The organism is Microseira wollei NIES-4236 (assembly GCF_020521235.1).
GTDB classification, from domain to species: domain Bacteria; phylum Cyanobacteriota; class Cyanobacteriia; order Cyanobacteriales; family Aerosakkonemataceae; genus Microseira; species Microseira wollei.
This window is the reverse complement of record NZ_BLAY01000041.1, coordinates 42584-61356: the sequence shown is the minus strand read 5'-3', so window position 1 is coordinate 61356 and position 18773 is coordinate 42584. Positions and strand designations below refer to the sequence as shown.

Annotated in this window: 15 protein-coding genes and 1 other RNA gene; 5 read left to right on the top strand and 11 right to left on the bottom strand. The window is 45.2% G+C overall.

The window, feature by feature from the left end; genetic code table 11:
• Positions 1–2506 (bottom strand): NACHT domain-containing protein (locus MiSe_RS15510; RefSeq protein ID WP_226581180.1); only part of this gene is annotated, 2506 nt, incomplete at its 3' end.
• Between the two features lie 387 nt (positions 2507–2893).
• On the opposite strand from MiSe_RS15510, the gene MiSe_RS15505 reads away from it, so the two are divergent.
• Both MiSe_RS15505 and MiSe_RS15500 read left to right on the top strand, forming a co-directional pair.
• Positions 2894–3145: a hypothetical protein gene (locus MiSe_RS15505; protein ID WP_226581176.1), complete on the top strand. Its 252-nt coding sequence runs from the start codon at positions 2894–2896 to the stop codon at positions 3143–3145.
• A gap of 197 nt (positions 3146–3342) precedes the next feature.
• Entirely contained in the window at positions 3343–4185 is an 843-nt protein-coding gene (locus MiSe_RS15500) for a DUF429 domain-containing protein (protein WP_226581183.1), read from the top strand.
• 73 nt (positions 4186–4258) lie between these two features.
• Here the strand turns inward: MiSe_RS15500 and glgP are convergent, their stop codons facing one another.
• The 5 genes from glgP to MiSe_RS15475 all read right to left on the bottom strand — a co-directional run bounded on the left by glgP (position 4259) and on the right by MiSe_RS15475 (position 9982).
• Positions 4259–6889: an alpha-glucan family phosphorylase gene (glgP, locus tag MiSe_RS15495; protein ID WP_226581173.1), complete on the bottom strand. Its 2631-nt coding sequence runs from the start codon at positions 6887–6889 to the stop codon at positions 4259–4261.
• A gap of 735 nt (positions 6890–7624) precedes the next feature.
• A complete protein-coding gene (locus MiSe_RS15490) occupies positions 7625–8125 on the bottom strand; it encodes a universal stress protein (protein WP_226581170.1) in 501 nt (166 codons plus the stop codon).
• Positions 8126–8192: 67 nt separating this feature from the next.
• The gene (locus MiSe_RS15485; RefSeq protein WP_226581168.1) at positions 8193–9155 is read right to left on the bottom strand and encodes a hypothetical protein; all 963 of its coding nucleotides are present in this window, start codon (positions 9153–9155) and stop codon (positions 8193–8195) included.
• A 46-nt stretch (positions 9156–9201) separates the two neighbouring features.
• Positions 9202–9592: a transfer-messenger RNA gene (gene ssrA / locus MiSe_RS15480) on the bottom strand.
• Positions 9593–9742: 150 nt separating this feature from the next.
• A complete protein-coding gene (locus tag MiSe_RS15475; RefSeq protein WP_444980505.1) occupies positions 9743–9982 on the bottom strand; it encodes a hypothetical protein in 240 nt (79 codons plus the stop codon).
• 247 nt (positions 9983–10229) lie between these two features.
• Between MiSe_RS15475 and MiSe_RS15470 the strand changes: the two genes are divergently transcribed.
• The 3 genes from MiSe_RS15470 to MiSe_RS15465 all read left to right on the top strand — a co-directional run bounded on the left by MiSe_RS15470 (position 10230) and on the right by MiSe_RS15465 (position 13089).
• Positions 10230–11414 carry a GNAT family N-acetyltransferase gene (locus MiSe_RS15470; RefSeq protein ID WP_226581162.1) on the top strand — a complete coding sequence of 395 codons (1185 nt, stop codon included), beginning with the start codon at positions 10230–10232 and terminating at the stop codon, positions 11412–11414.
• A gap of 346 nt (positions 11415–11760) precedes the next feature.
• Positions 11761–11922 (top strand): hypothetical protein, encoded by a 162-nt coding sequence (locus MiSe_RS52020; RefSeq protein ID WP_307731437.1) that lies wholly within the window; start codon positions 11761–11763, stop codon positions 11920–11922.
• Entirely contained in the window at positions 11923–13089 is a 1167-nt protein-coding gene (locus MiSe_RS15465; protein ID WP_307731436.1) for a serine/threonine protein kinase, read from the top strand. It abuts the gene before it with no gap.
• A 40-nt stretch (positions 13090–13129) separates the two neighbouring features.
• On the opposite strand, the gene mutS is transcribed toward MiSe_RS15465, so the two are convergent.
• From mutS to MiSe_RS15440, 5 genes are all read right to left on the bottom strand, one after another.
• A complete protein-coding gene (mutS, locus tag MiSe_RS15460) occupies positions 13130–15883 on the bottom strand; it encodes a DNA mismatch repair protein MutS (protein WP_226581158.1) in 2754 nt (917 codons plus the stop codon).
• 94 nt (positions 15884–15977) lie between these two features.
• Positions 15978–16427 carry a hypothetical protein gene (locus tag MiSe_RS15455; RefSeq protein WP_226581155.1) on the bottom strand — a complete coding sequence of 150 codons (450 nt, stop codon included), beginning with the start codon at positions 16425–16427 and terminating at the stop codon, positions 15978–15980.
• Between the two features lie 144 nt (positions 16428–16571).
• Complete coding sequence (locus tag MiSe_RS15450) at positions 16572–17840, bottom strand: AAA family ATPase (protein WP_226581152.1); 1269 nt, start codon at positions 17838–17840, stop codon at positions 16572–16574.
• A 22-nt stretch (positions 17841–17862) separates the two neighbouring features.
• A complete protein-coding gene (locus MiSe_RS15445) occupies positions 17863–18294 on the bottom strand; it encodes an NUDIX hydrolase (RefSeq protein WP_226581142.1) in 432 nt (143 codons plus the stop codon).
• A 37-nt stretch (positions 18295–18331) separates the two neighbouring features.
• Positions 18332–18748 (bottom strand): hypothetical protein, encoded by a 417-nt coding sequence (locus MiSe_RS15440; RefSeq protein WP_226581139.1) that lies wholly within the window; start codon positions 18746–18748, stop codon positions 18332–18334.
• Positions 18749–18773 lie beyond the last annotated feature (25 nt).

Genomic DNA, 18773 nt, shown 5'->3' with positions numbered 1-18773 from the left:
CATCGATCGCTTTTTGATTGCCAGGGTCAATGTACCCTAAGCTTTCTGCCACTTGCCTACGGGTGTCATCATCAAGTTGGTCAGATTTGAGCAGTTGCCCTAAAGCATCGATCGCTTTTTGATTGCCAGGGTCAATGTACCCTAAGCTTTCTGCCACTCGCCTACGGGTGTAAACATCAAGTTGGTGAGAACCCAGCAGTTGCACTAAAGCATCGATCGCTTTTTGATTGCCTTGACCAATGTTCCCTAAGCTTACTGCCACATCCCAACGGGTGTGATAATAAAGTTGGTGAGAACCCAGCAGTTGCACTAAAGCATCGATCGCTTTTTGATTGCCAGGGTCAATGTACCCTAAGCTTTCTGCCACTTGCCTACGGGTGTCATCATCAAGTTGGTCAGATTTGAGCAGTTGCCCTAAAGCATCGATCGCTTTTTGATTGCCTTGACCAATGTTCCCTAAGCTTACTACCACATCCCAACGGGTGTGATAATAAAGTTGGTGAGAACCCAGCAGTTGCACTAAAGCATCGATCGCTTTTGGGAGATACGTCTGTTGCAATGCTTCTCTAGCTCCATTGCTAATTTCATAGAAAAAACTTACCCAATCTTGTTCGTCATTATCGAAATAACCAAAGCCCCACCTAACGATTTGCCCTATGACTTCATCTATTCGGAAATAATCCTGAAACTCGGCAATTCCAGCGGCGGCTAAAAAATAAGCTCGATATTCATAACAGCCTTTATCTGCTTGCTCTTGATGGCTCCATAGTCCACATCCATCCTCAAAATTAACCAAAGCATCAATAAATTCCTCTTTCTGCTTTCGTTCTATCTCCCCTCGCCCCAACCACAGCAAAATCACCTCTCTCCACTGCCGTTCAAAAATACGGTAACAGTCAGAAGAGACTGGGGGAATTTGGTGATTTAAGAAAAAGTGCCAATCCCCAATAGCACAAGCGGCAAAATATTCCTGAAACGTCGGATGGAAGAAAGCGTAAACAGGCTTTTTCGTGCGGGTATCCCTGTCAACTAAAAGTAACCATCCCAATTCCTCCGCTAAATTAAACCACTCTTCCTCCATCTGCTCAATGGCAAAATCTTGCTCAATCCGAAACCGATTGGCGCTTTCCATTGCCGCTAAAGCCAACTTTGCCAAAGCTTGTTGAATCTGTTTTTTATCCGTCTCTTTTAATACTCGCTGTTTCTGCTGAAATTCCTCTTGTTTCCACTCAAAAAAATAAGTGGTAAACTGCTCGTAAAGTGCCGCCTTCGTTTCCGGCAAATCTTGTTCAGCTACGCACCAAGACTGACACAACATCGACAATCGCAGGGGATTGCGTACCAGTTCTTTGATTCGCTCACCTCCCGGTGATTTTAACTGTTGCTGTAAGCGTTTTCCCTGTTCCAGCCAAAAAGTTTCATTGCCAGAATTGCGCCGTTTCTCATCCTGAGAAGCTTCCTCAAACCACTGGCGAATAAACTCATCCACATCATCGGGTTCAAATTCCAAAGTTTTATAAGTATCAAAATTTGTCAGGGTATTGCTAATCGCCGCATCCCAAACATTCAAACGGCAAGTTAGCACCACCCGCGCCTTACCCACCCAGTCAGTCAGTTGATCCCGAATTCTCGCCAACGCCTCCACAGGGGATGTCGCCGCCATTTCATCCACCCCATCCAACAGCAACCACACCTTACCTTCAGCGAAAAGTTGCTTGAGAGCTTTTCTAATTTCTGGGGTGACATTTTCCGCGTCAGCATCGATAAATTGCAGCGCTTTTGAGAGCCAATTATGGAGTAAATAATCTGCAATTGTGCTTTCCCGTAAATCTGCCATTCGAATACAAATCGGCAAATCCGAGGAATTTTTCGGCAAACGTTCCGCCAGTTCTCCTAAGAGAGTAGTTTTCCCCGCACCCGGTTCGCCAATAATCGCGATATGCTTGCCTTTTTCGGTGTTATTTTCGGCAATAACTTTCTGGAAAAAAGCATCATCTTTATAAGTTTGGACAATTTGCAGTTCTGGTTCTTTCTGCGGTTGCGAATCTGACCCAGTGAGGTTTGGTCTGGGGTTTGGTGTTTTGGGACGTTCCATTAATCCCAAGGGAACGTAAATATTTAATTCATATTGTTGTGCTGTTGCTTGGCGGCGGAGTTGTTGAGTTGCTAAAACTTGGTTGCAGATATCGCGCCAGTCTATCGGCGTTTCCGTTGTAGCAGGTGATGAGGCAGAATCAGAGTATTGAACAGGTAACCATTGAGAATACTTAGTTTCCAGCCATTTCTGTAAAGGTTTAGATTTATGCGTTGTTGATTTTAGTTCAACGCAACTCTGAGAGAATTTACCATATACCTCGGACATCCGCTTTTTATGAGTTGCCAGCGCATCTTCCATCAGCGGCAGTTGTTCTGAAATTTCGTTTTGGTTTTTACCAATATTCTGTCTAGTAAATTGTAATAAAAACGATTCTGCTTCAGCATCAGTCAACCGATGATCGCGAGACATTATTTTTATAAAATCATCCCAGTGTGGCCACGATTCCATAATTAATCCGAGCGGCAAGATATTCCAATTATACAAGCGGTGATTGGAGAGATCCGTAGGGGCACGGCATTCAACCATCTTCGGGTTAGCTGCAAAACTGACTGATGCCGTGCCCCTACTCTATGTTCAACCATCTTCGGGTTAGCTGCAAAACTGACTGATGCCGTGCCCCTACGCATGGTTGAGGCGATCCATATACTTCAAAGATTGCCAAGTAGAAGAATATTTCTACTTGGTTCTACTTCAAGTCGAAATTGTTGGGAACTGACTTGCTATTGGGGCGATTCTAAATTGGATTAACAACCAATTGAACGCTTTATGCAACAGATGTATAAGAAGGTTCCGAACATGAAAAACAACAGCAAAAGCAATCAACACAAGTTCATCCGCCAAGCGAGCGCTATTGCATTTATCGTGCAAGCAGTCATTATTGGTGTGAAGGGCAATCTCGATGTGCTTTCAGGTAAACCCATCCTCGATGTTATCCCGTGGATGATAACCCAAGGTATTGAGTTAATCGTCAAAACCCATCGTACCCAAAAGATCGTTCAGGAGAGCGATCGCACCCCCCAAAACCCCAACAATCGCCCCAACGATTAAAATCGCGGAGCGCAAGCGGGCACACAAACAAAACCCGCAAGGCAAGGGTTTCAAATAGCCTGCGAAGGCAGGCTTCGTTTGTGTAGCCCCAGGTTTCAACCTGGGGTAATCTGGGGTAATCTGGGGGAATCTGGGGGAATCTAGGGGCATTTTATCGGGCATGATGAGAGAGCGATCGCATATACAATTCCCCCATGATGAAATTTCTCGGAATTGACTTAGGTTGGCGTTCCGGTGCCAGTGGTTTATGCTGTCTACAATGGCAAGATAACCAATTGCAACTCCTCGATTTAAATCGACTAGAAACCATTACAGACATCCTCGCCTGGAGCGATACCTGGCTATCCCCCAACTCACCCGGAATCATCGCCGTAGACGCCCCTACAATCATCCCCAATGCAACCGGAATGCGCCTCCCCGATAAACTCGCTCACAAGCATTTTGGACGCTATCACGCCGGATGCTACCCCGCCAATTTAGGGCGCCCTTTTGCCCAACGCACAGTAGAATTTGGCCTAAGTTTAGAAGCACGCGGTTTCGCCCACGCCCCGATTATCGCACCACAACAATTAGGCCGATTTCAAATTGAAGTGTTTCCCCATCCAGCGATTGTCAATCTATTCAAATTAGACCGAATTTTAAAATACAAAAAAGGCAAAATATCCGAAAAAAGATCCGAATTAATCAAACTGCGACAGCATATATTAAATCATTTGTCAACCGTACAACCGCGCCTCAACCTAACAGAATTACCCGAAATTCCCTTGACGGGATTAGCCCTAAAAACCGTAGAAGATAAACTCGATAGCCTGATCTGCGCTTACGTAGCCGCCCACTGGTGGTATTGGGGGGTGGAGCGAAATTTGGTATTAGGAGATCGCTCCACCGGATACATTATCATCCCTGCTAGAGGTAATGGCGTTCCCAAGCAGGAGCCTGGGAATGGCGTTCCCAGGCAGGAGCCTGGGAATGGCGTTCCCAGGCAGGAGCCTGGGAATGGCGTTCCCAGGCAGGAGCCTGGGAACGAGGGTAATAGGTAATCGAAAAAAATCAACCCAATTAGCAATTAGCAATTAGCAATTACCAATTACCAATTCCCAATTCCCAATTCCCCTAAGCCCAACTAATCAATCCCAATTCATAAGGATTGCTGAGATTTTCATGTTTGGGTAGAACGCGCAGGGACATCCCTTGCAAACCACTGGCATTATAGATAATATCGCCCGTGTAAATGCACGCATGTTCGTGATCTTTTCCTTGGAATTCCATCACCGATGACTTAGGGTTGACAATATTCCCATCGGCATTGACTTCGCCGGTATAAAGTTCTACCTGCACGTCATCGGGACTCAACCCTGCCAGATGAATGCGCGCTTTCACCCCAATGTTTTGATTCACCTGAACTTCAGGGCCATTGGAAACATCAACGTTGGCGATTTTAATGTTGTACCAATTATCAAACAATTTGGTTTTCCAATGCGCCAAGTCTTTAGCGGGTGCAAAGTTTGAGCTGCTCAAATTCGAGAAGCGATCGCTTGCCGGGAAATAAGCCCGCCATGCATAGTCTCGCACCATCCGCGCCGTATTAAAGTGCGGACAATTTAACCGAATCGCATCTTTCATTTTCTTCACCCAAGCGCGGGGAATTCCTTCGCTATCCCGGTCGTAAAATAGCGGTACTACCTCCTGTTCCAGCAACTCGTACAGCGCGTTAGCTTCCACATTATCCTGATAGTTAGTATCTTGATAATCTTCCCCATGACCGATGGGCCATCCAGTGCGGACGTAATCCGCTTCATCCCACCACCCATCAAGAACGCTCAGGTTTAATAACCCGTTCATCGAAGCTTTCATGCCGCTAGTACCCGATGCTTCGCGGGGACGACGGGGAGTATTTAACCAAACATCGCATCCGGCTACCATTAATCGCGCCACGTGCAAATCGTAATCGGGAATAAATACAATTTGACGACCCAATCCTTGTTCGCGAATAAAGTGGTTAATATCGCGGATTAATTCTTTACCGGGAATATCCATCGGGTGCGCTTTACCGGCAATTACAAACTGCACCTTGCGATGTTTGTTGCCTAAAATGCGCTTAATCCGTTCAACATCGCGCATCCACAAAGTTGCCCGTTTATAAGTCGCAAACCGACGAGCAAAACCGATAGTGAAAACCCCCGGATCGAGGAATTCAGCAGCGGCGGCGACTTCAGCGGGAGATGCACCGCGCTCGCGCAACTTTTTCGCCATCCGTTCCCGCACAAATACTACCAACTCGGCGCGACACCGTTCGTGATACCGCCACAATTCTTCATCGGGCATCGAATTCATCTTATCCCACAGCGGATCGTCAGTTGGCGCGTGTTGCCAGCGCGGACCCAGGTAGCGATCGTACAATCCTTGCATTACCGGCGAAGTGCAACTGCGCGCGTGTACCCCGTTGGTAATAGATGTGATCGGTACTTCCTCCAACGGTAAACCCTGCCACAGGCGGTGGAACATCGACCGGGCGACGACACCGTGCAACTTGGCAACCCCGTTAACAAACGAAGCCATTTTAATGGCTAAAATTGCCATGCTGAAAGGCGCTGCCAAATCTCCCGTATTTTCCCGCCCTAAAGCCAGAAATTCTTCTCGCCGCAAGCCAAAAATATCTGCATAGTAACCCAGGTAATACAACACCTTATCCGGCGGGAACAAATCAATCCCCGCAGGTACTGGCGTGTGAGTCGTAAAAATGCTACTCGCCGTCACCACCTGCTTAGCTGCTTGGTAACCTAAGCCGTTTTCTTGCATTAAAATGCGGATGCGTTCTAACGCCAAAAACGCCGCGTGTCCCTCGTTCATGTGATACGCCGTCGGGTTTAATCCCAACGCTTTGAGCGCCAAAACGCCGCCGATACCGAGCATAATTTCTTGGTGAATCCGCATGTCGATATCGCCGCCATATAATTGGTCGGTAATATCGTGGTCGTATTGACTGGCGTTAGCTTCAATATTGGTATCGAGCAAGTATAAGGGTACCGTTCCCACCTGCACCCGCCAGATGCGAGCGTAAACTTTGCGCCCCGGATAATTGACTTCAATCCGAATTTCCGATCCATCTGGATGCCGCTCTAATTGTAGGGGCATGTTGTAAAAATCATTGATCGGATAGTGTTCGTTTTGCCAGCCATCGGCGTTAAGAAACTGGGAAAAGTAACCTTGTTGGTAAAGCAACCCCATCCCTACTAAGGGCAAACCTAAGTCGCTAGCAGATTTCAAGTGATCGCCCGCGAGAACTCCCAAACCACCAGAATAGACCGGAATGCAATCCGCCAGGCCAAATTCCATTGAAAAGTAGGCATAGCACTCTTTTTGGCTATTGGGTAATGCGTTATTGGTCGTGGGTGCAGTCTCTTCTTCCCCATTACCTATTACCGATGACCCTTTGACCAATTTGCGAGTTTTGTGATACCAAGTTAATCGGTGATGGTAGTCGTCTAATTGTTGGACGGCTCGTTCCATCTGGGCGATAAAGCCTTCGTCTTCGGCTACTTCCTGTAACCGCGCTTGGGAAATCGTGCCTAACATTAATACTGGGTTATGACGACTCGATTCCCACAAGTCGCGGTCGAGGCGGCGGAACAGGTCTTTAGTATCTGCATTCCAATCCCAGTGCAGGTTGTAGGCTAGCCGCCGCAACGGTTCGAGTCGCGAGGGCAGGGCGGGAGTAACGTTAAAAGTGCGAATCGGCTGCATGGGCGGGCTTTCCTCCTAGTCTAGATATGGCTATTGTGCCTTCACTTCTGCTGGGAGAGGACGATCTTAATACTCATTTTGTCCTGTCGGCTAGGAGAGGTACGCCGGAAAATAAAAAAGCCCAGGGCGACCGACCTCTAGGCTTCTCGTTGTTGAGCCACTCCCCGCGCGGGGGTGCGGGGATTCTGGCTAGAAGTTGGGATTAACTTTTCGCCCGAATCTCCAGGAATTGGCTATCTGGTTAATCTTTTCTAGCTACGAGGACAACCGCTCTGAGGGGCATTGAAACACCTGCTTTCGGACTAGCCTAATCATCTTGCGGTTTATTGACTATCAATTCTAGATATGTCCTACCGGATCGGCTCCGACCCTGACAATTAATGTCTCTACCTAGATAGCCTTCAATGTTTCCCGCTTAACGGGAATATTACGAATTTTCTCCGGCACTTTCAGCCGTGAGTTAATTCAGAAACTTAATTCTGATATGTCAATTATATCAGATATCAAAGGACTACTAGGAGAGGTAAACCCCAAAATAAAAAAGCCCAGGGCGACCGACCTCCAGGCTTTATGTTGGTGTGTGAGGAGTTAAATAATTAACTATGATTATATTGACTAATCCTTTTGACGCTGTTGTGACGCGGATATTTCAATTTTGTGGAATTTGACACAACGCGATATGCCAAGGGCACGCTTCACGTGAAGCGAAGCTATCGCGGAGCGCGAATCGCACCCTCACTCCTCCCCCCCATCCTTACCTTGCACGGTCAGCACCGAACAAGGCGCATGGTGCGTCACGTAGTTACTAACGCTACCTTGAATCAGTTCGCTCAATCCCGTGTGACCCCGGCGACCCATGACAATCAAACTGGCTCCCCAACTACGCGCCAGTTGGCAAATCTCTTTACCCGCATCGCCGATTGGTTGTGCGTACTCTGTAGCAATACCTGCGTCTTTAGCCTGTTCTGCCAAAGATTTCAGCAATTCCAGGTCTTGCTGTTTCACGATCTCCCACTGTTGTAGATAATTTTGCAAAGCCTCGGTTTGCGCGGAGATGTAAGCAGCGTTCGCAATTGGCATCACCAGGTTCGGATAGCCCGAATCCAGTCCAGCCAGAGACGAGACGTTAACTAGCATTAAACTAGCACCTGTGGCTTTTGCCAAGAACGTGCTTTGCTCAAACGCCTGTTTGCTGGTGGGGGAATTATCGATCGCGACTAGAATTTTTTCAAACATAATTCTTAAGGTGAATCGGAATTGGGTAATCCCAGTTTAGTTTATGGCGTGCGTTCGCTCTTCCACCTTAACCGTTTCCTCCCCTATATTCCGCCACTGCTTGACAAAATTCTAAAAGTTCCTCTTCCTTAAAATCTCTCTTTCCCAAGTTAGCTATGACAGATACAAACTGGACGTTTCCCGGCACGTAGCCTTGATGCGGATCTATTCTGTCCAAACTGGCTCTCTGCGGGTGGAACCTATAATTATCCCAATCTTTAGTTGTTTGTGGATTATCTAGTTTCCACCCAGTATAAGGGCAGCGTCCACCTTGTGTTTCCCACAAATATTTTAAATATTCCAGGGTGATAGTGCATTCTTTCCCTTTGGCTTTTGCATTCTTTCTTGCCATTTTAAAATAATAGCGAAACCCTAAGTATTCATCTATACTGTTTGCTTTGATCGAGGACTTTATTAACCCAGCGTTAACTTTTTTTTCTTGTCTAAATTGAGTTACTGCTTGACAAAATTCGATTAAATCTTGGTCGGTAAACGCATTTTTAGTGAAGTTGGCGAACGCCGCCACAAATTGTATGTTATCAATCGTGTATCCTTTAGAACAATCTTTCCGATCTACACTAGCTCTTCTGGGCGTTAAAGGCGCCTTCTCCCAGTCAGTCACGCAAGGTAAAAGCTCTAACTTCCATCCCGTATAAGGACAAATACCTTGCTGTTGCTCCCATAAAAACTTTAGGTCTTCCAGCGTTACAGAATACTCTTTATTTCTCTGTTTACTCGATTTTTTAATAATTTTTAAGGAATGGCGAAACGGCGAAAACTCGTCTCTTTCACTGCCTTTTTGTAAATGTTCCGTATTTGTATTAATTTTATCCTTAAAATTTCGGATTCCTTTACACTGTGCAAAGCATTTTAAACAGCAAAAATGCTGTCTGCCTAACTTTTCACTTCTTTTAAACTCAGCCAGCGACTTAGTAAATTCTTGGCTACAAGCCGGATTCTCACAGGTTAAAATTATTAACGATTGCCCCATAAAAACTTAAAAACCACCCTGTAACTAATTGTACGGGGTGGTTTTAAAATGGAGCCTACGGGAGTCGAACCCGTGTCCAAACCGGGTATTAACCTACCGCTCATTCACAGGCTTAGCTCTTCTTACCCTCAGAGCGGGAACCATCCATTATCCCGGATGACAGGATGCTCTGGTTAATTCTTAGCTAGAAAGCTGACCAGAGGCTACTTTCTATAGCATCCGTTGGGGTTTGTCCGCAGCCCTTAACGGAGTCAGACTACAGACGCTCGAACCTTGTTTAGGGGTTATTAGGCAGCTACAGTGGCAGCCTTACGAGCAAAAGGAACGATGTTGTTCGCATTTACTTTTTTTTGAGCCTTGTATTTACGAGAGCAGACTCACTCTCGGCCTGTATCACGGGGCGGCGTTCGCCAGCCTGTCGAAACCATTAAGGCCCCGTGTCTTACATTTCTTATTATAGTGTGCGCTTTTGGGTTTGTGTTTTCCCACCAGAGGCAGAGCCTCTAGATTCTCTTTCCCAGGCTCAGCCTGGGAACGAGTAGTAGGAGGCTCTGCCTCCGGATGATTGGAAGATTGAAAGCTTTGGATTAAAACCCTTGTCTGGAAACTAGCTTTTCAAAATCTGCTTGAGTCTGCTGTAGCAACTGCTGGCGGCTATCTACCGCTTGGGTGAGGGTGGGAACTAGGTTACGAGCTTGTAACGCCATGTGAAGCTGGAGGTGAGCAACATACTCGCTAAAATCTTCACGAAATGCAGCAGTTGAGGATTGGTGCGTCGGGATTGCCACAGTGTTCTCCGTTCCTGTCTCTAAGCCGTTTGTCAACATCAATGAAAGTACCATGACAGTCTTGCTATGTTGGTACTCCGCAATGAAGTTTAACGCTTTTGCCTGCTAATTGTTAAGTAAAGTAAATTTATCGGGTCAGTTATTCAAATTTCTTCGCATTTTGGCTAAAGAGACTGGGACTAAAATTAGCGAGGCAGAGCCTCTAAATCTTCGTTCCCAGGCTGAGCCTGGGAACGAGTTGGGAGGCTGAGCCTCCTGTGTCTCCAGCTAAAGTAGCGATACGACGATGACACCTAATTTTGAATTTGCCACGCCGGCAAACCCCGAACAGACTCAGCAGTTAGGAATTATTCTCAGCCAGTGCTTCAACTCGCCGCTGAGCGAATGGCCTGTTTATCTCAACCGCATCGGGGTGGAAAACTTCCGGGTGATTCGCCAAGGGGGACAAGTTGCGGGTGGTTTGGCAATTTATCAGATGGGACAGTGGTTTGGGGGATGTAGCGTCCCGATGGCAGGGTTGGCGGCGGTGGGTGTACCGCCAGAGTATCGGGGGATGGGGGTCGCGGTAGAATTGCTTACCCGCACGCTTTTGGAACTCCAGGCGAAGCAAGTGCCGATATCGGTACTGTATCCGGCGACGCAGTATCTTTATCGGCAAGTGGGTTACGAACAAGGGGGAACGGCGGGTGGTTTTGAAATTCGGCTGGATGGGTTGAGGTTATCAGTTAATCAAACAATTCGTGCCATCCCAATGCACTCAGTAACACCCATCCGCCACGAAGTTTTTCACGAGATTTACCGCCAATGGGCAGTACAAAATAACGGCAATTTAGACAGAAACTCAGCCATTTGGCAGTCAATTATCCAACCGCGAGAACAAGAAACAATTTATGCTTATTTAGTCGGTTCGCCAAATCAACCGTCAGGCTACATTATTTTTAAACAGGATGCCAAAGAATTCCAAATAGTAATTCTGGACTGGGTAGCGCTAAGTGCGGCGGCGGCACAACGTTTGTGGATGTTTTTAGCAGATCACCGTTCCCAAATTCAAAAAGCGGTATGGCGGGGTGCAGCGAGCGATCCTTTCTTATTATTGCTGGCGGAACAAACCGCGAAGGTGCGATATTTAGAACGCTGGATGCTCCGGATAATTGATGTGGCTAAAGCGTTGGAGGGTAGAGGTTATCCAATGGGAGTGGAAACCGAATTACATTTGGCAGTTGTGGATGAATTATTGCCTGAAAATAACGGTAATTTTGTGGTGAGGGTTTCCGGTGGGCGAGGCGAGGTGACGCGGGGAGGTAAAGGCGAATTGCAGTTAAATATACGCGGACTTGCACCGCTTTATACGGGTTTGTATACGCCTTCTCAGTTACAAGTTAGCGGTTATTTGGCAGGGACAGATAATGCTGTTGCGGCGGCGACGCAGATATTTGCGGGTGCTGAACCTTGGATGCCGGATCACTTTTGATTGGTAATTGGTAATTGGTAATTGCTAATTGCTAATTGCTAATTGCTAATTGTTCATAAGTTTTTGTAGGGTGTGTTAGGCGCGGCATTTAATCTTACTGTTTTTTTTAAATTGTAATCCGCGCCGTAACGCACCGCGAGCAAAAATGGTGCCGTACTCCGCTGATAACGCACCCTACGCCATCTAATTGGTCATAAGACGGGCAAGATGCCCATCCCACAAGAAATGTCAAACATCACAGGACGGGCAAGATGCCCATCCCACAAGAAAAAATGATTCTTGTGGGGTAGGCGTCTCGCCTGCCCAGTGCCAATATAGAAATACACTTCCCACGAAGCGATACCAAATGTTGCAACCAGAACAGATATTACAGGAACGCTATCAACTCCAAGAAAGATTAGGACGAACTGCCGCAGGTCGTCAAACTTGGTTAGCAAGGGATTTAGAATCTAACGATCAGGTAATTGTTAAGTTACTGGCGTTTAGTCCTCAAATGCAGTGGGACTAATTGAAATTATTTGAACGGGAAGCGCAAGTTTTGGCGAATCTGAATCACTCGCGAATTCCTCGCTATCGGGATTATTTTTCCCTAGATAGGCAAATAGGAGAAGGGTTGCCTTGGTTTGGGATAGTGCAAGATTATATTCCCGGTGCTTCTCTACAGGAATTATTAGAACAAGGTAAGCGTTTTTCGGAAAAACAGGTGAAAAGCATTGCTACCCAAGTTTTGGATATTCTGATTTATCTGCACTCACTCAGTCCCCCTGTTTTGCACCGCGATATTAAGCCGAGTAATCTGATTTTAACAGAAGATGAGCAAATTTATCTGGTAGATTTTGGGGCGGTTCAGGATAAAGCTGCTTTTACGGGGGTGACGTTTACTGTTGTTGGCACTAGCGGGTATTCACCGTTAGAACAATTTTGGGGAAGGGCAGTTCCCGCATCGGATTTATATGCTTTGGGAGCCAGTTTAATTCACTTATTAACTGGTATTGCTCCTGCGGATTTACCGCAGAAAGATGCGCGGATTCAATTTAGCGATCGCATCACCCTAAACCCCAGTTTTGTAACTTGGATTGAGCAGCTGACAGAAATATCAATAGAAAAGCGATTCAGTACAGCGAAGGAAGCACTGCAAGGGCTGAAATCTGGAATATATCGACCTTCTCGCGGTACTTATACTAGAAAAATACCTGAACCTTTTACTTTCATAAAATTAAGTAAATCTGCGGAAAAAATGGAAATTCATCTGACATCTGGGGGAACCAAACAAATTGAAAGATTCGGCTGTTTTGGCCTAATCTTTTTTCTATCTTTTTGGACATTTATATTCTCCCTAATACTTTTTATTATAGTGTGGGTAAACCCTATTATTGGATTGACAATGTTCGCATTCTTCGGTGCTGGATTAGCAATTTTCTTTGGCAAACAAACTCACATTTACTTTGACCGCAAGCGTTTTGAAATTGTCCGGCAGGCATTTAACTTTACTTACAGTAGCAGAAAAGGGAATGTTGAAGATATTTTAGGTGTTTTCCTAACTCTCCAAGGTTGGGTTTATGAAGTCTGTATTCGCACCGAAGATGGATTTTATCAATTGGGTGGTGCTTTAGATGAAGATGAGGCTACTTGGTTGGCTCAAGAGATTCAAGATTGGCTAAATTTAAAAATATAGAACGGTGCGTTACGCTGTCGCTAACGCACCCTACGATTTTTTATTCGGTTGGTTGTTCGTCGGATGTAGGGGTTTTTGGGGATTTTTTCTTGCGTGTATTAGTGCGGGTTTCGCTGCCAATTCCCTCTCTCAATCCCACGGCTATTTTACTATGCTTCTCAATCTGTCCCATCACTTGTTTTGCCCGCTGAATTACTACCCCTGGTAACCCCGCCAAACGTCCTACTTCTATTCCATAAGACTTATCTGCACCTCCGGGTTGCACTTGATGCAAAAAGATAATTTGATCGGGCAATTCTTTCACCGTCACTTGATAATTAGCCACATTAGACAACATCGAAGCCAATTCGTTCAACTCGTGATAGTGGGTGGCAAAAATAGTCCTCGCTTTGATTTCCGTAGCCAAGTATTCTGCTACCGCCCAAGCAATAGAAAGACCATCAAACGTAGCCGTCCCCCTTCCTATTTCATCCAGCAATACTAAAGACTTCGGCGTGGCGTGATTGAGGATATTTGCCGTCTCGTTCATCTCTACCATAAACGTAGATTGACCAGTTGCCAAATCATCCACGGCACCAACGCGGGTGAAAATGCGATCGCATACTCCCAAAACCGCCTCCCGCGCCGGAACAAAACTCCCAAGTTGCGCCATTAACTGAATTAACCCCACCTGCCTCAAATAACAACTCTTCCCGCTAGCATTAGGCCCAGTTAATATTACCAAATCTGGTGATTGGTCATTGGTAATTGGTAATTGGTTTTGTTCTTCCCCATTACCCAATTTTGTCGAATTAGGCACAAAAAACCCAGCGGGTAAAGATTGCTCAACCACCGGATGACGCCCATCAACAATGATAATTTCCCGTCCCATCACCATCTCAGGACGACAATAACCTTGATATACCGCAACTTCAGCCAAACCAGCCAAAACATCCGCCGCCGCCACAGCACGAGAAACATTACGAATTAACTCCGCTTGTTCTCCCACCTCCGCCCTCAAATCGCAAAATATTTCATATTCCAGACGGTCTAAATCTTCCTTAGCTGTTAAAATTCTCGCTTCTCGTTCCTTCAATTCCGGAGTAATATAACGCTCCTCATTAGTTAGCGTTTGTTTGCGGATATAGTTTTTTGGAACTTGGTCTATTTTCCCTTTCGAGATACTGATATAGTATCCAAAAGTTTTGTTATATCCTACTTTTAGCGTAGAAATACCCGTACTAGCTCTTTCGGTTACTTCCAAATTGGAAACCCATTCATGGTCATCTTTTGCCCCTGCGCGCATTTCATCCAATTGCGGATGGACTCCATCTCGAATTAAACCACCTTCGGTGATATGAATCGGCGGCGATTCTACTAAATAAGCGCGAATTCTTTGACCCAATTGTTCCAAAATTGGATGCACTTTTTGCAATGCTCTCAGGTAGGGCGATCGCCCATCGGTTACCAGTGCTGCTAAGTCTGGTAATTTTAACAGCGAATCGGCTAATGCTACTAAATCTCTCGCACTTGCCGTACCAGATCCTGCGCGTCCTGTCAAGCGTTCAATGTCGTATATTTGCCGCAATAACTGACGCAATTCTTGCCGCAAAGAGCTATTTTCTACTAATTCTTGAATTGTATCTTGCCGCGCTCGAATTCCTTTAATATCGAGCAAAGGTTGCAAAACCCATCGGCGCAAGGCGCGACCTCCCATTGCGGTACAGGTTTTATCTATTGCCCACAATAGAGAACCGTGAAAGGTGTTATCGCGGACGGTTTGAGTAATTTCTAAATTGCGGCGGGTTTGGTAGTCTAATATTAAATAATCGGCGATGGTGTAAGTTCGCAGAAGTTGTAAAGGAACCTGGAGTTTATTTTGGATTTGTGATTTGATATTTTGGATTGAATTTTTTCCTTTGCTTTCCTTTTCTTCTACTTTTTTATTGACCGTTCTTTCCAGATATTCTAATAATCCACCAGCGGCGCGAGCCGCGAGGGGGAGGTGTTCGCATCCCAAACCTTCGAGGGATTTCAAATTAAATTTTTGCAATAATCTCGGCTTGGCTTCGGATAAACTAAACGGACTTTGGGGACGCAATGCATAACAAAAACTATTGGGTAAACAATCTGGTAAACTCTCCGATTTTTCTCCAGGACGTAGCAAAGCGCCTAAATCTGGGGCGTTGGTTGGTACTAAGATTTCCGAAGGCTGCAAGCGCATTAATTCTTGCGTTAAATGATCTAAATTACTCGATTGCGTGGTTAAAAATTCCCCTGTAGATATATCTGCATAAGATAAACCCCAATGTTCGCCTGCCATGACAACTGCTGCTAGAAAATTATTGCGCTTTGCAGTGAGCATTCCCTCATCCAAGAGGGTTCCTGGTGTAAAAACGCGGGTAATTTCTCGGCGGACTAAACCTTGTGCTTCTGCTGCATCTTCGACTTGGTCGCAGATAGCGATCGCATACCCTTTTTCGACTAACATCGCGCAGTATCTTTCCAAAGCATGGTGCGGTACGCCAGTCATCGGAACTCGCCCAATTTCTTTCCCTCCTTCTTTACTCGTCAGAACCAGTTCTAATTCCCGCGAAACGGTAATCGCATCCTGAAAAAACGTTTCAAAAAAATCGCCGCACCGATACAACAGCAACGCATGAGGATACTGTTCTTTTACTTCCACATAATGCTGATACATCGGCGACAGCTTTGTCCGATCCAGGAGTCGGTAGTCTGCATTGGGGATCGTAGCTTCGTTCACTCTAGCGCTTTTGGTTGTTTTTGGAGTCGATGCTTCGGTAGAATAGCTCATGGACGTTCGGTGATAGAGATGGAATTTCCATTTAAAGATCATACCCCGTAGCCAGTCTTGTCTTTTGTGGCTATTTTTCTGCGGTAAAAACCGCTCAATTTCCACTTCTCCTTTTCTTTTGAGTCCTAGCTGGGGGAGACGGATCTTGTGCCTTTAACTGCTCATCAGCTGTTAAAAATTCTACCTGATAACCTTTTTCTGCGTAGAATTGTCCAACAATCTTAATAGTTGCATCGCCCATGGAAGTCTGTTGTGCTGCTAGATGAGGCCATTGGGCGGCTAATTTTTTCAGTTCCTCAGCATTCCACAGGACAAACTGTGCGCCGAAAGCTGCCCTTGGACTTGTCTGAGCAGCGGCATCTTTTATTCTAGCTTGAGCGATATGCTTACCAGTTTCTACCAGGGTAACTATGGGAAGTACCAGAGTTGTACCTTTAGCCTTTTCCTCTTCTATCAGTTTGTTCACCCGTGCGAAATACCACCGATTATCATCAGAACCACAAATTTCCATTCCCGGTACTTCTAACCAAACGCAAAAAATCAATACTAACGCAAGTTGCTAGTTATAAACAAGGGCGTTGCTAATTGCTAATCTAGGATTTTTACCAATCTCGCCAGCCATTAGCCAGCCGCTCCCAGAGAGATAACTAGCAATTTGAGTTACTAATAGCCTTCCTCATATCTCAGGCTAGCTGCTACTAACAACACTTCTTTCAATTGCACTATTCTCTTTAAGTTTACCCAAACAGGCAGATGCAAACATCTGGGAAAAATTCTGAATATCTTCTACGAGGGTAAGCTTGCTTTTTCCAGTTTCTGTATCTCGATGCGCTACCACTACAAAGGGTACTATTTCTCTCCCTAAAGCATCTAGCAAACTTGGATTATGGGTAGTAACTAATATATCAATCTTTCTCTTTTTCCCTATTCCTCTTAGCATTTTTACAAGCAATTCTGAACGAGATGGATGCAGTCCATTATCCACATCTTCAACGATCAATTGACTACCTTCAGGGCGTGTCATAAGTGCTGCGATAATACCTAGAAACCGCAGAGTTCCATCTGACATTCCTCTTGCATCTATTAGCATGGGCGGTTGAGCGGGTATCCACTGTTCTTCGCAGTATAGCATTGCATCGCTATTCAATCTGCCAACTGGTTCTGCCCAAATTTTCTGAATATCTTTTTCTGGTAAATGCTTTACATAAGTAAGTATAGTTGATTCCACCTGTTTTTTTTGTTCATCTGGCAGTGCTGCTAACACCCCAGCAATATTCGATGCATCACTTAGAAGTTGAGGAGAAAGGGGTGAATAAGATCGCATTTTAGAAGGAATAGGATCTAGAGTAAATATATTACTTATTGTTTCCCAAATTATAAAAATCCCTTTTGCCAGTTTGCCCACCACCGAATCCTTCGGCAATAAACCTGGAAATGACTGAAAAATTAATTGACTCAAAATAGATTTTTCACGTAAAAATGCTTGTTTGCCTTGATTATTTGTATCGTAAATTTTTGCTTCAATCGCTCCATATGGCGTCGGCGGTTCTGTTTGAAATAATATTTCTTTTTCTGTTTCCTTCTCAGACTTCACGGTCTGTTTAATCAGGATTAAAGATTCCGCCATCAGTTGAACTTGTGGTTTAGTTTCAACCGTGATGCTATAAAGGTAATACGTACTATCATCTTCACCCTGAATTAATACCTTCAAAGTAAATTTTGTTTCTGGTTTTAGTGCAGCCCACTCTACACCTCCCCGTATTGAGGGAACTATCAAATCTCCTACTAAAGCTGATTGAAATTCTCTACCTTCTACGGTTCTTTTCAGAAATTCCAATGCTTCAAGTGCATTGGACTTGCCACTAGCATTGGTTCCAATAAGAACGGTAAGCGGAGCGATGTCAAGTACCGCATGGCGGAAACTTTTCCAGTTTTCCAGGATGAGTTTTTTAAGCATGACCAGTTTCCCAATTCAATTTTCAAAATGCTCTCTCTATAAAATCTAACAAAATTTTTTGGTGAGTAGGTCCCAAAGGTCGCACTTGTCCTGCTATTTCCGAATAACGTTCGCCTGCTCTTATTTCGGCGGGTGTTAATAGTCCCATATCCCAACCTTCGCCTAAAATTAATTGATTTAATTCCACTGTCAAGGGTGCGTGATAAACGTGGCGAAATACGTTGTTATCGGCATAATAACCAAAAAATGAGGGAGAAGCAGGTACGTAACCAATTTCCTCTAATAATTCTCGCTTGAGTGCGTCTTCTGGAGCTTCATCTGGTTCGATATGTCCGCCAAAAAAGGCCCAGTGTCCGGGATAAGCAATACCGGGAATATCATCGCGCAGTTGCATGAGAAATTTACCGTCGCGATATAAGATGGCGATCGCTACCTGTTTCTGTTGATTATTCATACCGCTATTCATCCATATAATCCGTAAGAAATCCCTGTTATAGTCGCTGCTGTTCTTCAACGTACACTTCTTTTAAAGTCTTGCCACCAACACTAATATTTTTATGTTGCACCTTGGCTTTGAGCAAAACTTGATCTTTTTGATTCGGGGCTTTTTGTTTAGTAACTACCCAGATACTCCCCGTTGAGTCTTTCAACTCATAGGCGCTACTATCCACAAAGGGAACTTGCTTGCCAACCTCCCCTTCCAGGTATACAGTAGAAGATTTAGGCGAAGACTTCTGCACATCGCCGATAGTGGTAATCGGGACATTAGGTCTTGGCAGGAAACTCAATCTCGATTTTGCCAAGTTAGCGCAACCGCACAATCCTCCCATCATCAGTGATACAGTACCGATCCGAAGTACCTGGTGCTGAACTGGTATTGTAAAAACTTGGCTTAGCCGGATACTCATTTTGATTAATCTGCGAAACTAGGAT

Coding starts and splice junctions, on each gene's coding strand:
- MiSe_RS15475 (WP_444980505.1), bottom strand. CDS start 9,982: ATGTTGACAAACGGCTTAGAGACAGGAACGGAGAACACTGTGGCAATC.
- MiSe_RS15500 (WP_226581183.1), top strand. CDS start 3,343: ATGAAATTTCTCGGAATTGACTTAGGTTGGCGTTCCGGTGCCAGTGGT.
- mutS (WP_226581158.1), bottom strand. CDS start 15,883: ATGAGCTATTCTACCGAAGCATCGACTCCAAAAACAACCAAAAGCGCT.
- MiSe_RS15470 (WP_226581162.1), top strand. CDS start 10,230: ATGACACCTAATTTTGAATTTGCCACGCCGGCAAACCCCGAACAGACT.
- glgP (WP_226581173.1), bottom strand. CDS start 6,889: ATGCAGCCGATTCGCACTTTTAACGTTACTCCCGCCCTGCCCTCGCGA.
- MiSe_RS15440 (WP_226581139.1), bottom strand. CDS start 18,748: ATGAGTATCCGGCTAAGCCAAGTTTTTACAATACCAGTTCAGCACCAG.
- MiSe_RS15445 (WP_226581142.1), bottom strand. CDS start 18,294: ATGAATAATCAACAGAAACAGGTAGCGATCGCCATCTTATATCGCGAC.
- MiSe_RS15450 (WP_226581152.1), bottom strand. CDS start 17,840: ATGCTTAAAAAACTCATCCTGGAAAACTGGAAAAGTTTCCGCCATGCG.
- MiSe_RS52020 (WP_307731437.1), top strand. CDS start 11,761: ATGTTGCAACCAGAACAGATATTACAGGAACGCTATCAACTCCAAGAA.
- MiSe_RS15490 (WP_226581170.1), bottom strand. CDS start 8,125: ATGTTTGAAAAAATTCTAGTCGCGATCGATAATTCCCCCACCAGCAAA.
- MiSe_RS15485 (WP_226581168.1), bottom strand. CDS start 9,155: ATGGGGCAATCGTTAATAATTTTAACCTGTGAGAATCCGGCTTGTAGC.
- MiSe_RS15505 (WP_226581176.1), top strand. CDS start 2,894: ATGAAAAACAACAGCAAAAGCAATCAACACAAGTTCATCCGCCAAGCG.